General features: G+C 71.6%; 18 protein-coding genes. 5 read left to right on the top strand and 13 right to left on the bottom strand.

All coding sequences use genetic code 11. From position 1 onward, the window contains the following. Positions 1–5: 5 nt before the first annotated feature. The 11 genes from QE388_RS11095 to QE388_RS11045 form a co-directional block, all read right to left on the bottom strand. Positions 6–1,010, bottom strand: a complete 1,005-nt coding sequence (locus QE388_RS11095; protein WP_275798802.1) for a hypothetical protein — start codon at positions 1,008–1,010, stop codon at positions 6–8. Continuing rightward, positions 1,000–1,704, bottom strand: coding sequence for a CPBP family intramembrane glutamic endopeptidase (locus QE388_RS11090; protein WP_275798805.1), 705 nt, complete (start codon positions 1,702–1,704; stop codon positions 1,000–1,002). The genes QE388_RS11095 and QE388_RS11090 overlap by 11 nt, the downstream gene beginning before the upstream one ends. Continuing rightward, positions 1,701–2,633, bottom strand: a complete 933-nt coding sequence (locus tag QE388_RS11085; protein WP_275798808.1) for a SagB/ThcOx family dehydrogenase — start codon at positions 2,631–2,633, stop codon at positions 1,701–1,703. Before QE388_RS11085 ends, QE388_RS11090 begins: the two co-directional genes overlap by 4 nt. Next, entirely contained in the window at positions 2,630–3,514 is an 885-nt protein-coding gene (locus tag QE388_RS11080) for a hypothetical protein (protein ID WP_275798811.1), read from the bottom strand. Before QE388_RS11080 ends, QE388_RS11085 begins: the two co-directional genes overlap by 4 nt. Before the next feature lie 4 nt (positions 3,515–3,518). Further along, positions 3,519–4,412 carry a TOMM precursor leader peptide-binding protein gene (locus QE388_RS11075; protein WP_275798814.1) on the bottom strand — a complete coding sequence of 298 codons (894 nt, stop codon included), beginning with the start codon at positions 4,410–4,412 and terminating at the stop codon, positions 3,519–3,521. 359 nt (positions 4,413–4,771) lie between these two features. After that, positions 4,772–5,215 carry a PadR family transcriptional regulator gene (locus QE388_RS11070; RefSeq protein ID WP_275798817.1) on the bottom strand — a complete coding sequence of 148 codons (444 nt, stop codon included), beginning with the start codon at positions 5,213–5,215 and terminating at the stop codon, positions 4,772–4,774. After that, on the bottom strand, positions 5,202–5,570 hold the full coding sequence (locus QE388_RS11065; RefSeq protein ID WP_307385327.1) for a hypothetical protein: 369 nt from the start codon (positions 5,568–5,570) through the stop codon (positions 5,202–5,204). Before QE388_RS11065 ends, QE388_RS11070 begins: the two co-directional genes overlap by 14 nt. Before the next feature lie 229 nt (positions 5,571–5,799). Next, positions 5,800–6,876, bottom strand: a complete 1,077-nt coding sequence (locus QE388_RS11060) for a sulfate/molybdate ABC transporter ATP-binding protein (protein ID WP_307385326.1) — start codon at positions 6,874–6,876, stop codon at positions 5,800–5,802. Beyond that, on the bottom strand, positions 6,873–7,652 hold the full coding sequence (gene modB / locus QE388_RS11055) for a molybdate ABC transporter permease subunit (protein WP_307385325.1): 780 nt from the start codon (positions 7,650–7,652) through the stop codon (positions 6,873–6,875). Before modB ends, QE388_RS11060 begins: the two co-directional genes overlap by 4 nt. Continuing rightward, complete coding sequence (modA, locus tag QE388_RS11050; protein ID WP_307385324.1) at positions 7,649–8,407, bottom strand: molybdate ABC transporter substrate-binding protein; 759 nt, start codon at positions 8,405–8,407, stop codon at positions 7,649–7,651. The genes modB and modA overlap by 4 nt, the downstream gene beginning before the upstream one ends. A gap of 237 nt (positions 8,408–8,644) precedes the next feature. Then, entirely contained in the window at positions 8,645–9,040 is a 396-nt protein-coding gene (locus tag QE388_RS11045; RefSeq protein WP_307385322.1) for a molybdopterin-binding protein, read from the bottom strand. 211 nt (positions 9,041–9,251) lie between these two features. Here QE388_RS11045 and moaA point away from each other — a divergent pair, with 211 nt between their 5' ends. From moaA to QE388_RS11020, 5 genes are all read left to right on the top strand, one after another. Next, complete coding sequence (gene moaA / locus QE388_RS11040) at positions 9,252–10,451, top strand: GTP 3',8-cyclase MoaA (RefSeq protein WP_307385321.1); 1,200 nt, start codon at positions 9,252–9,254, stop codon at positions 10,449–10,451. After that, positions 10,448–11,218: a HesA/MoeB/ThiF family protein gene (locus QE388_RS11035; RefSeq protein ID WP_307385319.1), complete on the top strand. Its 771-nt coding sequence runs from the start codon at positions 10,448–10,450 to the stop codon at positions 11,216–11,218. Before moaA ends, QE388_RS11035 begins: the two co-directional genes overlap by 4 nt. Positions 11,219–11,357: 139 nt before the next feature. Then, positions 11,358–12,581 carry a gephyrin-like molybdotransferase Glp gene (gene glp / locus QE388_RS11030; RefSeq protein ID WP_307385318.1) on the top strand — a complete coding sequence of 408 codons (1,224 nt, stop codon included), beginning with the start codon at positions 11,358–11,360 and terminating at the stop codon, positions 12,579–12,581. Further along, entirely contained in the window at positions 12,578–13,087 is a 510-nt protein-coding gene (gene moaC / locus QE388_RS11025) for a cyclic pyranopterin monophosphate synthase MoaC (RefSeq protein ID WP_307385317.1), read from the top strand. Before glp ends, moaC begins: the two co-directional genes overlap by 4 nt. Next, positions 13,084–13,320, top strand: a complete 237-nt coding sequence (locus QE388_RS11020; protein ID WP_307385316.1) for a MoaD/ThiS family protein — start codon at positions 13,084–13,086, stop codon at positions 13,318–13,320. The genes moaC and QE388_RS11020 overlap by 4 nt, the downstream gene beginning before the upstream one ends. Positions 13,321–13,506: 186 nt before the next feature. Here QE388_RS11020 and QE388_RS11015 read toward each other — a convergent pair whose 3' ends face one another. Further along, on the bottom strand, positions 13,507–13,935 hold the full coding sequence (locus QE388_RS11015) for a molybdenum cofactor biosynthesis protein MoaE (RefSeq protein WP_307385315.1): 429 nt from the start codon (positions 13,933–13,935) through the stop codon (positions 13,507–13,509). Next, a complete protein-coding gene (locus QE388_RS11010) occupies positions 13,932–14,414 on the bottom strand; it encodes a molybdenum cofactor biosynthesis protein B (protein WP_307385314.1) in 483 nt (160 codons plus the stop codon). The genes QE388_RS11015 and QE388_RS11010 overlap by 4 nt, the downstream gene beginning before the upstream one ends. Positions 14,415–14,423 lie beyond the last annotated feature (9 nt).

Genomic DNA, 14,423 nt, shown 5'->3' with positions numbered 1-14,423 from the left:
CCCTCTCATCGCGATACCGCCTCGGCGGCGGCCCCCAGTGCCGCCAACGCCTCGTTCTCGTCGAGCGCCGCCAGTCCGGGCGCGCAGCCCGCCCCGGGAGCGCCCGAACCCGCGCGAACGTCATGGCCGCGGGCATACAGCTCGCGCACCGCTTCGCGCGAGCGCTCGAGCCCCGCGGCGACCTCGCGTTCACCGGCCCGATCGAGCAGAGGAATGCCGAGGTGCAAGGCCGCCTCACGCCCGCCCATCCGCAGAGCGCCGGGCGCACGCAGCGACAGCAGACGCTCGTGATAGGGCAGAGCACGAGCCGCCGCGCTCAGCTGCGGCGACCACACGAGCGCGCGCAGACCCGCCTGCCGTTCGGCGACGGTCAGGAGCGGGACGACCGGCAAGCCGAGGGCGGAGACTCGATCGATCGCCCTGACGACGTCATCCTGACTCGCCCGAGCGACGACACGCAGGACGTCGGCCGTGGACTCCGGCGGGACACCGGCATGTTCCCCCGTCACCAGAACCGCAAGGAGGGCGGGCAGCGACTCCCAGGTCGCCTCGACGGACGGGTTCGAGGCGGCAAACCGCACCGCCCCCGGAGATGGTCGCAGCGCCAACGCCAACCCCCGATCGCGGGCGAGGCCGGCGATCCGATCGAGCTGATCGCCGACCGAAGCGCCGAGGCACACCCAGCGCAGACCCAGTCGCGCGAGGCCATCGAAGACGACACCGTCGCACTGAGGCGCCGGCCACCACCCCTGCGGTCCGCGTGGCTCCGTCTCGATCCACTCTCCGCCCCACTCGGTCGCGCCGAGGTGCGGGTCGTCGCCGGTCATGCCGACGCGCTCGTCGTACTCCCTCGCGAACAGCCACCAGGCGAGAGAGACCCCCAGTCGGCGAGTCACCACGACACCGGCCGCGCGCTCGGCGGCGATGGTGCTCTGCACGACATCTCGCAGCGAACTGTGCCGCGGCGAACGGAGGTATCCCTCCCCCGTGGCGTGGAAATCAACCGACATGATGCGCCGTCCGTCGGCGCCGAAGCCGGCGGAAGACCAGCGCCTGGAACATCAGATGCGTCGCGATCGCCGGGACGACGGAGCCGCAGACGACCGTCTGGACGCCGAGGAAGATCCCGCCCACCGTCTTGGACACCACCGACGGGGCGCCGAACGAGATGTGGTGCAAACCGAACAGGACGGCGGACAGTGCGACGGCGGCGAGCACCCCCCACGCGCTGGCGAGGCTGACGAGCAGCATCCCCCGGAAGATCAGTTCCTCCGTCACCGCCGAGGCGACCGCCAACGACCACCACAGGACCGGGCGTCGAACGACGTCGGCGACCCCGTCGACAACGGAACCGACGCGGCCGCCCGGGCGATGCGCCGCCTGCGCGCGCACGGACGCCGACGAGACGGCCAGTTCGACGACATACCACGTCACGGCTGCCGGGATCGCAATCGCCGACGCGAGCACCACCGTCGGCCCCACGTCGATGCGGAGCGCGGCGAGCGGGTCGAGCGCGCCCGTCACCGCCAGAGCAAAGGTGGCGACGAGCAGTACCGCCACGTACACGACAGCGCCGTGCTCCTCGACCACCGTTCGAAGCCACCACGCCCCGCCGCGGGCGACGAGATCGAGCACGGCCATCACGATGCCGAACACGGCGAGAACACCGACGGCCGCGCCGATCGCCTCGAGGGGACCGGTCATCGGGGACGGCGCCCGGGAGCGGTGCCGATGGGAATGAGTAAGTGCGCGAACCGGTCCTTGCCGTCCAACCGCAGCAATCGGTTGAGCGGATCGTCGGCGAACGCGGCGAGGGCGTTGACGCTCACGCCGAGTGCCGTGGCGGCGAGGTAGACGTGAGCCGTGACGATCCCGGCATCCAGCCCCATGTAGCGATACCCGCGAGTGCCGTACTTCCACGCCACGCGGGGGAAGTCTCCGGTCAGGGCGATCACCGCCTGTGCGAAGAGCAGGAAGTCCGACTCGATCGCCGCGTCGCGGAGCGGAAGACGGAAGTCGCCGAGTTCTTCGATCACCAATTCGTGCCCGAGCGGATCGTAGGAGTACCTGCCGGGTTCGAGACCCTCGACGTCGTTCACGATCACCTGGCAGTCGTAAGACTGCAGGCCGCCCGCCGATGCCCCGACGCGCTTGGGGATGTCGCGGCGTTGGTATCCGAGTTCGAAGCCTCTCGAACCGAACGACTGGCTCAGGATGCCGGCGAGATCCGTTAGTGGCAGAGGGTCACTGCCGTACATCGGCGTCGATCGGCGCTCGGCGACGAGCTCGGCGAAAGGCTGCAGCATGTCGGGCAGATCCCCCGGGAGGCTCACGCGGCGTTCGCCGGGCCGACCGACGGCGAGATCCGGAGCGCGCATGGTCGCGAGGCGCGAGACCGGTGGCCCGTCCTTGCTCGCTTCGGCACGCAGCGACCGATGGATAAGGTGGGCGACAAGAACGTCGTCGTCGCTGATCAACGGCACGCCTTCGCGCACGAGGTCCAGAGCGGCCGCCGCCCACGAGGGGTGACACAGCCCATCGGCCGCCGCGCGGTCGAGAAGGACGGTGAGGTCGTCGATCAGCGCGGGCACGGTGTTCGGCCGATCGAGCGCGGTCGCGTGTTCGGCGGTCATCGGGCGCCCTCCCCGTGATCAGCGTCTGTCACGGCGTCTTCTGGCGTGCGACCGGCGTCCGTGCCGGGCGGTCGCGGCGCGGCCTCCGCGGAGACGGCGACAAGAGCAGTCGTGAACCGCTCGATCCCGTCTTGGTCGAAGACCGTGTCGACCTCGATGTCGGCGAAGTCCGTTGCCACGGTCGGGGCGCCACCCGCTCGAGCGAGGGTCTGCATGAGGACGGTGAGCAGCAATCCCGATTGTTGAAGGGCCACGCGGTAGCCACGCGGACCCTGCAGAATCTCGACCCGCCACGGCACCGTCGTCACCGACACGATCGCGGACGCCGCGTCGAAGGCCGCGCGCTTGTCGACCGGAGTGGCGCTCACGAGGCGTCGCTGGAGCTTCGGCCCGACGAGACGCATACGCACGAGGTGAGATGACGACGCGGGCAGCAACCACGTCGCGCCGCGCCACAGCAGGACCACATCGGAGCCGTACAACAGTCCGGATTCCGCGCCGAGACGTGCCACGGCTGCGAGCGCCGTGCCGAGCGGCGAGGGGACGTCGGTGAGGGCGAGTTGCACGCCCGAGACGTTCTCCTCGATGGTCGAGTAGGTGCGACCGGAGGCGAGGAACCACGCCCGCAACTGCTGCGCCTCGTTGTCGCTCGGTGCGGCGTCGAGGTCTGAGAGGCGCCACCGGGCGTTGGCCTGATACATCTCGGAAACAGAGCCGTCGACGTCGTGCAGGCGGTGCTGATAAAGGTCGCGCGGTGTGGGCGCGAGGAGTTGGAGATGGGGCCCGGAGAGCACCGTCTGTTCGACGCCGTGCTCGTAACCGGGTTCGACCGTCTCGAAGACGATGCGATTGTTCTTCTGGTGATCGCTGAGAGTGGCCATGTCGTCAGAGGAAGGTGTGCTGCAGCTCGGGCCGAGTCGTGGCGCACGCGGGGCATCGTGGAATGGTGAGGACGCGGTGACTCATGACCTCCATCCGGCTCGTCTCGACACGAAGGACGCGTTGATCGAGGAAGCCGGTCGAGGACGGATCGCGTCGCGCAAGAGCAAGCCGCACCCACGCGGCCGCGAGCGCGATGACGGCGGCGTCGCCACCCGGGCCGGAAACGCCGCGGCTCAAACTGTCCTTGTAGACCAGGTACTCGTCGCGAAGATGCCGGGCCCCCTCGTCCTGAAGGTCGTGGCACAGATAGCACGCGGTCTCGCCGGGTACGACCATGGGACCGATCACCGCCTCCGGGCCGTCGGTGTGGACGTAGACCGCAGGGATGCCGAACTCGAGCGAGACCGTATTGGCCCTGAGGAAGCGCACCGGGTCGAGCACATCCGAAACGATCGCGAGGACGATATCCCCCGCTTCCACTCCCTCGTCGGCGATCAGTTCGTGCACGTCGTCGAGTTCGTCGAGCGAGCGGACGTCGAGACGCGAATCGCCTCGCGCGAGGTCCGTCAGAGCATCGGCGAGGAGTCCTCGTCCGTGAAGGGCCACGATCGTCGTGCCCGCGGGCCCCCCGCACGGGGTCAGCACCCCGGCCTCGGTGAGCTGTTCCGCGATCTCCTCGATGTCGGCCCCGTCCACTCCCCAGCCCTCGGCGAGTGCGGCCGCTGTGACGGGGGCGGTCGCCGCTTGCACGATGCGCGCGAGCAGACGCCGACGAGCGGGATCACGCACGATCTTCGAGAACGCGGCACGACTGCCCTCCCGGACGAAGACCTCATCGTCACCGTGGGGAAGGACGTACAAGCCCGTCCGCAGGCGGTAGGTCGTTGCGTCGGACACGCCGTGCGCATTCGAGGGAGACGGGGCGGTAGCGGTCAAAGCGGGATTCCTTCCGTTGTCATCTGATGCCCTTCGGGAAACAGGCGGGATCGACCTGGAACCACGGTCGAACCCGCCCGTCGCCCGGTCAGAAGATGCTGAAGTTGATGGAGCAGCAGCACCAGCACCAGCAGCACCAGCCGCCCGGTGCGACCGATGCCTCTTCGGCGAAGAACTTGTCCTCCACTCGATCGAGCACGTTGAGCATCCGAAACTCCTGTCTTTCCTCGTGGTCTCCGTCGTGGGCGACTACCCACGACAGCACTCAAACATGCCCCTTTCGAGGCAACCAGGGCCGATGGCATGCATATTGACGACAGTCATCGCCACTCCGAGATACGGACGCGGCCCCGACAGCACGCGCAGTCAGGAAGATCGTTCGCCGCGACCCGGCGCCACGCGTGGACGAAGCTTTGCGACGACAGGTGGCCCCAGGACCGGGAGAAGTGCGCTGTGATCGCCGCCTCACCGACCTCGGTCAGGGCGAAGATCTTGCGCGCCGCACCCGGACCCCGCGACTCGTAACGCACGCATCTCACGAGTCCGAGCCGGTCGAGCCGACGCATCATCCGGTGGAGGGTCTGCGCGTCGGGCTGCATGGCGCCGCGCGACATCTCGCGCACGCTCTCCTGCACGTCACCGACCCACTGCGGCCGGCTGCTCAGGGCGAGCATTGCGAACACCGCCAAGCTGGCTTTGACATGCCCGTCCGCCCACGTCTTGCACGCGTACTCGACGAGACGGTGCTCCTCAGAGGTCAGCATCCGCAAACCCGTTGCGCGCAACCGAGGCGAACGCGTGGACGAGGAGCCCCACGCTCCACAGGCCGATCATCCACCCGAGCCCACCCCCGCGCGCACCCGCCCAGTCCGCCACGAAGGCATGCAGAGAGGTGGAGCCCGCGACGATCACATAACTCACGACATGGAAGACGAAGAAGGCGTAGGGCGCACGCGTCAGCGGCTTCCGCAGGATGACAGCCGCGACGGCGATCGTCACCGCCGCGAGCGCCAGCACGATCAGCGCCACGAGATCGATGCCCCTCGCCCCGGCGGCCACGAGATGGAACCCCGCCATCACCACGCTGAGGACAAGGCCGTAGATCAGGAAAGCGCGCACGGGTGGACTTGCCGTAGCCATCACTATGCCCCCTCACAGCGTTGGTACGCCGTCATCCGTCGAACAGGGACAGCCAACCAGGAAGGCATGTATGCATGCCATCTGACGGTGTGTTTTACATGCGGCGGGTGAGTGCCGCCGCATGCGCGGGTCACCCCCGCCACGACCGGCGTCGAGCCCCGGGGTAAGGGTCCTGCCGTCGATCGCCGCCCCGACAGGGCGCACAGAGTCAGGATGCCGCGACGAACCGCACCCGATCGGGCGCCACGCTCACCCGCACGGCGTCTCCCGCACCGAGCCCCGCGGCCTCACCCGGCGCCACCTCGGCAGCCCCGCGGTCGGTGACGACGCGCACGCCCGACGGCGTCGGCTCGAGGTGCGACACGATCGCGGGGAATCCTTCTCCCAGCCGCAGGTCGGACGCGCGGAAGACGGCAGCCAGCGCGACCCCGTCGCTCCCGACGAGAGCGCGAGAGGCGGCATCCGTCGACTCCAGGCGCATTCCGGCCCCCTCCCAACCGCCCGCGCGCGCCACACCGACGAGCCGCTCGAGCCCCGCGATCTTCGCGGCGACCTCGGTCGCCGGGGCGGACAGCACCTCGCGCACTGCCCCTTCCTGGGTCACCCTTCCTCGCTCGACGATCACGAGCCGGTCGGCCAGCGCGGCCGCGTCGACCGCATCGTGCGTGACGGCGACGGACGTGACCCCGGCGAGGCACTCGCGAAGCGTCGCGCGGACCTCCGCCGCCGTCACCGCGTCGAGCGCGACGAGGGGCTCGTCGAGCAGCACCACGCGCGGCTCCGCGGCGAGCGCCCGGGCGACGGCCACCCGCTGCTGTTCCCCGCCCGAGAGCTGCGCGGGCCGGCGGTCCCCCGCACCGGGGAGTCCCACCCGGGTCAACCACTCGTCGGCGGAGGAACGGGCGACGGATGCCGGGACCCCGGCCGCTCGCGGGCCGAAAGCGACGTTCTCGCGCGCCGTCAGGTGCGGGAAGAGGCGCGCGTCTTGCCCGAGCAGCACGATCCCGCGGTGCATCGGAGCGGTGCGCACGCGCGGAGCGCGGTCGAGGACACGTCCGTCGAGCACGATCTCTCCCCCGTCGAGCGGAACGAGTCCGGCGAGCGCGCCGAGGAGCGTCGACTTTCCGGCTCCGCTGCGGCCCATGACCGCGACGGTGTCGCCGGGGGCGACGTCGAGGGCGATGTCGACGGCGAAGTCGCGACGGCGGACCACGACGTGCGCGTGGAGGGCGGCGGCATCCGGAGTCGCGGGGACCGCCTGATCGCCAGGTTTCCGCCCGCTCATCGCCCCACCCCCGGGCGCCACCCGCGCACGAGCAGCAGCACCGCTACCGCCGTCACGAGCAGCAGGAGCGACAGGGCGACGGCGGTGCCCTGCGAGACGCCGGCACCGTTGAAGGCCGTGTAGATCGCGAGCGGCATGGTCTGCGTGACGCCGGGACGGTTCCCGGCGAACAGCGCGGTCGCCCCGAACTCCCCGATCGCCCGCGCGAAGCACAGCACGACGCCGGCGACGATCCCGGGAGCGGCGAGAGGCAACGTGATCCGCCGCAGGATCGTCGCGCGCGACGCGCCGAGAGAGGCGGCGGCGCGCTCGAACTCGACCCCCGTACTGCGCAGCGCGCCCTCGACCGCGAGCACGAGGAACGGCAGCGCGACGAACACCTGCGCGAGCACGACCGCGGGGGTGGTGAACGGCAGCCCGAGCGCGCCGAACCAGCCGTTGCGGCCGAAGAGGTAGAGGAGCGCGACACCGCCGACCATCGGCGGCAGGACGAGCGGCACGGTCACGAGTGCCCGCAGCAGAGCGGCGGTCCGCGCGGGACTCCGGGCGATCACCAGCGCCAGGGGGATGCCCACGACCGCGCACACCAGGGTGGCGACGGCCCCCGTGGCCAGCGACAGGACGAGCGCCGAGAGGGCGGCATCCGACGTCACATCGCTGATCAGCGTGTCCCACTCCACCCGGGCGATCAGCGCGGTCAGCGGCACGAGCAGGAAGAGCAGCCCGATGGCCGCCGGCACGATCAGCCAGCGCGGGACGTACCCCGCCGCCCTCACGGCGCCTGGAACCCCGCGTCGGCGAGGATACGCTTTCCGTCGTCCGACAGCACGAAGGCGACGAAGGCGGCTGCCGCCTCGGGATTCGGCGCGTCGGCCAGCGCCGCGATCGGGTACCGATTGACCACCGCGTCGGCTCCGTCGGGCACGATCGTCTCGACGTCGTCGCGACCGACGACGTCGGTGGCGTAGACGAGTCCGGCGTCGGCCTCGCCCGCGGCGACCTTCGACAACACGGCCGTGACGTTCTGCTCCGCGCTCGCGGGGCTCACGGTCACCCCGGCGTTCGAGAGGAGCGTCTGGGATGCCGCCCCGCACGGGACCTCGGGGGCGCACAGCACCGTCGTCACACGGGGAAGGTCTTCGAGCCCCTCGACGCCCCCGGGGTTGCCCGCCGGCACCGCGATCACGAGGGTGTTGGCCGCGAAGATGCGCGGGTCGGGGGCCTGCGCGGCCACTTTCGACATGTTCTTCTCATCGGCAGAGGCGAACACGTCGGCGGGGGCACCCTCGCCGATCTGCGTCGCGAGCGTGCTCGACCCGTCGTAGACGGGAGCCACCGTGACGCCCGGGTGCGCGGCCTCGAACGCCGTCGCGATCTCGTCGAAGGAGCGCTGCAGAGACGCCGCGGCGTAGACCTCGAGCGTCACGCCCAGCTGATCCGCGGATGCCGCGGGCTGAGACGACGGGCTGGCGCACGCGGCGAGCAGAGCGGCGGTGGCGAGGACACCGGCGAGACGCAGGGGGCGGCGCATGGGAGTTCCTTTCCCGGCGCCAGGCGCCTCGACATGGATCCGCATTTGCGGATATTCAGGTCGAATATATCCGCTCTCCGCCCGCTCGGGCCGCTGAGGCCCGATCCCTCGTGGCGCGACCGCGGTCACCAGCGGGCCAAACTCCTGAGAAACCATCCGGAAGGGGTACACACCACGCCCCACAGCGCGGCGCGACGGCGAAACTCAGGAGTTTCGCTCCCGTCGAGGCCGAGCCGATCAGCCGCGCGGCGCCTCCACCGTCACGACCGTCGCCTTCACCGACGCCACCGCGAGCGAGCCCGGCTCGAGCGCGAGCTCGTCGGCCGCTTCCGCCGACATGAGCGACACCACCCGATGCGGTCCGCACTGCAGGTCGACCTGCGCCATCACGCCGTCGATGCGCACGCGCGTGACGATGCCGACGAAGCGGTTGCGCGCGCTCGAGGCGATCCCGGTGGGGTCGTCGGGCTCGTCGGCGAGCGCGACCGCCCGCTCGGCGAGCGCCCTGCCCGGGATCTCCACCGGCGACGCCCCCGTCGTCGGCAGCACGCCCTGGTCGATCCAGCGCCGCACCGTGTCGTCGCTGACCCCGAGGAGGCGGGCGGCCGTGGCGATGCGGAAGCTGTTCGGCATGCGACGACGGTACCGCGGGCCGCCGGAGCACGGCGGGGCGGCCGCGGGAGGAGATTTCTGCGGGGGAGGACGCCCAGCCGCGACTCCGTCCTCCCCTCCCCGAATCTCCTCCCATCCCAACACGCAGCGCCGCGACAACCATCCCGCCGCCCCGCTCGCCGAATCCCCTGCTCACGCCCCCGCTTCCTCTCCGCTGACCTAGGCTCAACCCATGGATGCCGAGCACGCGAGCGCGACGCGTGGTCCGGTCGTCGTCCCCCTCGGCGCGACCGTGACCGCGAACGGCGCGGTGAGCGGGCTCGGCGCGGTCCGCACGACCGGCGGAACCGGCCCCGCGACGGCGAATCCTGAGCGCCCCGCGCACGAACCTGTCGCCGGCGCTCCGCGGAGCGGCGGTCTCCTCGACCGCTTCGGCCGGGTCGCCACCGACCTGCGCGTCTCGGTGATCGACAAGTGCAACCTCCGCTGCACGTACTGCATGCCGGCCGACGGGATGCCGTGGCTCCCGCAGTCGCAGCTGATGAGCGCCGACGAGATCCGGCGCATCGTCCGCGTCGCTGTGCACTCCCTGGGCGCGGAAGAACTGCGGATCACCGGCGGCGAGCCCCTCGTGCGCAAGGACCTCGAGCACATCATCGCCGGCATCCGCGCCGACAATCCCGATCTGCCGATCTCGCTGACGACGAACGCGGTCGGCCTCGACCGCCGCGCCCAGACCCTGAAGGATGCCGGCCTCAACCGCGTGAACGTCTCGCTCGACACCCTCCACCCCGAGACCTTCGCCGAGCTCACGCGCCGCCCGCACCTCGACAAGGTGCTCGCAGGTCTCCAGGCCGCGCGCGCCGCGGACCTCGGCCCCATCAAGATCAACGCTGTGCTCCTCCGGGGCATCAACGACACCGAGGTCGTCCCCCTGGTCGACTGGGCCGTGTCGAACGGCTTCGAGATGCGCTTCATCGAGGACATGCCCCTCGACGGCGACCGGTCATGGAGCGCGACCAACGTCATCCCGGCCCGCGACATCCGCGCCGCGATCGAGGGGGCCTTCACCCTCACCGCCGACCCCCGGGGCCGGGGCGCCGCGCCCGCTGAGCGCTGGGAGGTGCGCCGCCTCGGCGAGACCGCCCTCGCCGGGCACGTCGGCATCATCTCGTCGGTCACCGAACCGTTCTGCTCCACCTGTTCACGCACGCGCGTCACCGCCGACGGCCGAATCCGGTCGTGCCTGTTCTCCCACGAAGAGACCGACCTGCTCACGGCGCTCCGTGACGGCGCCGACGACGAGGGTCTCGCGCAGATCTGGCGGGATGCCATGTGGCTCAAGCCCCGCGCCCACGGCTCCGATCGCGTAGGGCTCGCGCGCGCCGACTTCGTCCAGCCCGAGCGCACGATGAGCGCGATCGGCGGATGAGACCGCTCGTCGAGCCGGTGGCATCCCTCGCCCCCGAAGAACTCATCCGCACGGCGCGTCACGCCGTGCTCGCCGGTATCGGTGAGGAGGGGCAACGGCGGATCGCGGCCGCGCGTATCGCCGTGGTGGGCGCCGGAGGACTCGGCTCCCCCGTGCTGCTCTCGCTCGCCGCGGCGGGCGTCGGTGAGCTCGTGATCATCGACGACGACACGGTCGAACGCACCAACCTGCAGCGCCAGCTCGCCCACCGGGTCGACGACATCGGCACGGCGAAGACCACCTCCGCCGCCCGTGCCGTCCAGGCCCTGTCGCCGCTCACCGTCGTCCATGAACGCACGGTACGCCTGACCTCCGACAATGCCCGCGAGCTGCTCGAGGGCGCTCACCTCGTGATCGACGGCAGCGACACCTTCGACACCCGCGAGGCGGTGGCCGCCGCGGCCGAGGCCCTCGGCATCCCCCTCGTCTGGGGAGCCGTGCAGGAGTGGTCGGCGCAGGTGACCGTGTTCTGGTCGGCCCCGCCCGAAGGACACGCACCCGTCGTGCTCGGCGACCTCTTTCCGCCCGGATCGGCGGGCGAGCCGCCGACGTGCGCGCAGGTCGGCGTGCTCGGCTCCCTGTGCGTGCAGGTCGGCGGTCTCCTCGCGACCGAGGCCGTCAAGCTCGTCACCGGCGCGGGCGAGCCGCTCCTCGGCCGCCTCGTGGTGATCGACGCGCTCCGCGCACGTCAGGACGTCATTCCCCTGAGCCCCGCGAGGCGACTGTGACAACCCACGCTGAGGTGCGCGAAATGCACGCGGTGGCACACTCGCGCCGGACAAACAGCGCACCTCAGCGCTATCCGGGGACGGTAAGACACGTACGACAGGCGGCGGCATACGCCGCCCCGACTCGAAAGGCCCGAGCGTGACCCGCCTCCTCACCGTCGAAGAGCACCGCTCCCGGGTGCTCGCCGCCGTCTCGCTGCTCCCCGCCGAGACCGTGTCTTTGTCCGAGGCCTCCGGCCGCACCCTCGCCGAGCCCGTGCTCGCGGCGCACGACCTCCCCGGCTTCGACAACTCCTCGATGGACGGCTTCGCCGTCCGCTTCGCCGACGTGGAGGGGGCGGATGCCGAGCACCCGGCGTCGCTGAGAGTGGTCGCCGATCTGCCGGCCGGCACCGCCGACGATCCCGCCATCGTCCCGGGCCAGGCGGCGCGCATCATGACGGGCGCCGCCGTTCCCGCCGACGCCGACGCGATCGTCCCGTTCGAAGACACCGCCGGGGGCCTCGCCGACTCGCTCGACACGATCGAGGTCCTCCGTGCCCCCGCCGCCGCGGGCGCCTTCATCCGTCGGCGCGGCGGCGACACCCGCGCCGGCGACGTCGTCCTCTCGGCAGGAGAACGCCTCGGCCCCTTCGCTCTCGCGGCGGCCGCCGCGGCCGGGGTCGCCGAGGTCGCCGTCCGGCGCCGCCCGCGTGTCGCCGTCGTCTCCACCGGAAGCGAGCTCGTCGCTCCCGGCGACACGCCCACGCGCGGGCAGACCCCCGACTCGAACGCGACACTGCTGGCCGCGCTCGTCGCGGCCGCCGACGCCGACATCGAGCTCGTCGACCGCGTCGGCGACGATCCGGCGGGAATCGAGACCGTCCTCGCGCGCGCCTCGCGCGCCGATGTGGTGGTCTTCACCGGCGGCGTGAGCGCGGGGGCCTACGAGCCCGTGCGCCTCGCCCTGTCCGACCGCATCGCCTTCAAGAAGGTGGCGATGCAGCCCGGCAAGCCCCAGGCGTTCGGCGCTCTCGCCGACGGGCGGCTCGTCTTCGGCCTCCCCGGCAACCCCGTGAGCGTCGCGGTGTCGTTCGAGGTGTTCGTGCGGCCCGCCCTCCTGGCCCTGCAGGGACGCGCGGTGCTCGATCGGCGCATCGCCCGGCTCACGGCATCCGAGGCCTGGACGACACCGCCCGGACGCCGCCAGTACCTCCCGGCCGCGGTCGATCTCGTCGCGGGAACCGCCCGACCGGCCACGGCCGGCGGGTCGGGCTCGCACCTCGCCGCTTCTCTCGCGCGAGCCGAAGCGTTCGCGATCGTGCCCGCCGAGGTGTCCGCCGTGTCGGTGGGCGACACGCTCGATGTCATGCTGATTCCATGACCTTCACGCACCTGGATGCCGCGGGCCACGCCCGCATGGTCGATGTCACCCTCAAGCAGCCCACGGTCCGCACCGCAACCGCCCGCGGCTTCGTGCGCTGCGCGCCCGAGGTGGTCGCGGCGCTGCGCGACGGCACCGCGCCCAAGGGCGACGTGCTGGCCGTGGCGCGGATCGCCGGCATTCAGGCCGCGAAGTCCACGCCCGCCCTGCTGCCGCTCGCGCACGTCATCGGCGTGCACCGTGCGTCGGTCGATCTCGAGATCACCGACGACGGCGTCGAGATCGAGGCCACCGTCGGCACCGCCGACCGCACCGGCGTCGAGATGGAAGCGCTCACGAGCGTCTCGGTCGCAGCCCTCGCGGTCGTCGACATGGTGAAGGGCATGGATAAGGGAACGTTCATCGAGAACGTCCGCATCGTGTCGAAGACCGGCGGGAAGTCGGGCGACTGGGCAAGGCCGGGCGAACCGGCCGGCTCCACCCCCGACGCGGGAGCCGGCGCGTGAGCGTCCGCGTCCGGTACTTCGCCGCCGCCGCGGAGGCCGCGGGAACGGATGCCGAAGACCGCGCCGAGCACAGCCTCGCCGCGCTGCGGGCCGGGGTCGTCGCGGACCACCCCGCCCTCGGCGGCATCCTCGACCGTTGCGCCGTCCTCGTCGACGGCACGCGTCACGACGACGACGCGCCCCTGGACGGCGTCACGCACGTCGATGTGCTCCCGCCGTTCGCGGGCGGCTGATCGGGGCGCTCCGCGTCGTTCGCTCCCCATAAACGCTGTTCGCGCACAGAAACACGCTCTGCACGCGTTTATGTGCGCGGATGGCGTTTATGCCGGCTGCGCGCCGCAATCCGCGCGCGCCACTCCCCCGCCCGCCGGGGCACCACTCCCCGCCGAACCACGCGCGCTGACCGTCGCGCGACCGATCTAGCCGCCCAGACCCTTCCACGCGGTCGTGCCGTCGGCCTCGACCTGCCGCTTCCACACCGGGAGGTCGGTCTTGATCGTCTCGATCACGGTGCGGCACACCTCGAACGCCTCGGCGCGGTGACCGGATGCCACGGCGATGATGACGGCGGCCTCCCCCACCTCCAGCCGGCCCACGCGGTGACTCACGGCGACGATCGCGTCGGTACCCGCGGCGGCCTCCTGCGCGATGCGGTGGAGAGCGGCGGGCGCGTCGGGGTGCGAGCTGTACTCCAGCGCGACGACGGCGTCATCGGCATCCGGATCCGTGTTCCGCACGCGACCGACGAAGGTCGTGACGGCGCCCGACGCGTCGTCTTCCACGGCGCGCAGGTGCGCGTCGAGGTCGAGCGGCTCCTCCGACAGCTGGGCGATGCGGACGGCGCTCATGCGTGGTCTCCTCCGGCGAGTTGGTCGAGCACGTGGGGGGCGATCTCGACGATCACCGAGATTCCGGATGCCACGGCCCGCGTGGCTCCGGGAAGGTTCACCACGAGGGTGCCGGGGTCGGCGATCCCGGCGAGGCCGCGCGAGATCACCGCGAGCGGGGTGTCGGAGAGTCCCCGTCGGCGGAGCTCTTCGGCGATGCCAGGGAGTTCGCGATCGAGGACCCGCGCCGTGCCCTCGGGCGTGCGGTCGGTGGGCGCGATGCCGGTGCCGCCGGTCGTGACGACGAGCCCGCGGCCCGTGGCGATCGCCGCGCGCAGGGCCGCTTCGACGCTGTCGGCGCCATCGGGGACGACGACCGGGTCGCCGCAGTCGAAGCCGGCGTCCCGCAGGAGCGAGACCGCAAGCGGACCGCCCCGGTCTTCGCGGAGTCCCGCGGCCGAGCGGTCGGACACGGTGATCACGTGGGCGGTGTACGGCACCGTTCCAGC

Origin of the sequence: Microbacterium sp. SORGH_AS_0969, from assembly GCF_030818255.1 — a bacterium.
Classification (GTDB): domain Bacteria; phylum Actinomycetota; class Actinomycetes; order Actinomycetales; family Microbacteriaceae; genus Microbacterium.
The sequence above is the reverse complement of the archived record's forward strand: the minus strand, read 5'-3'. Positions and strand labels throughout refer to the sequence as shown.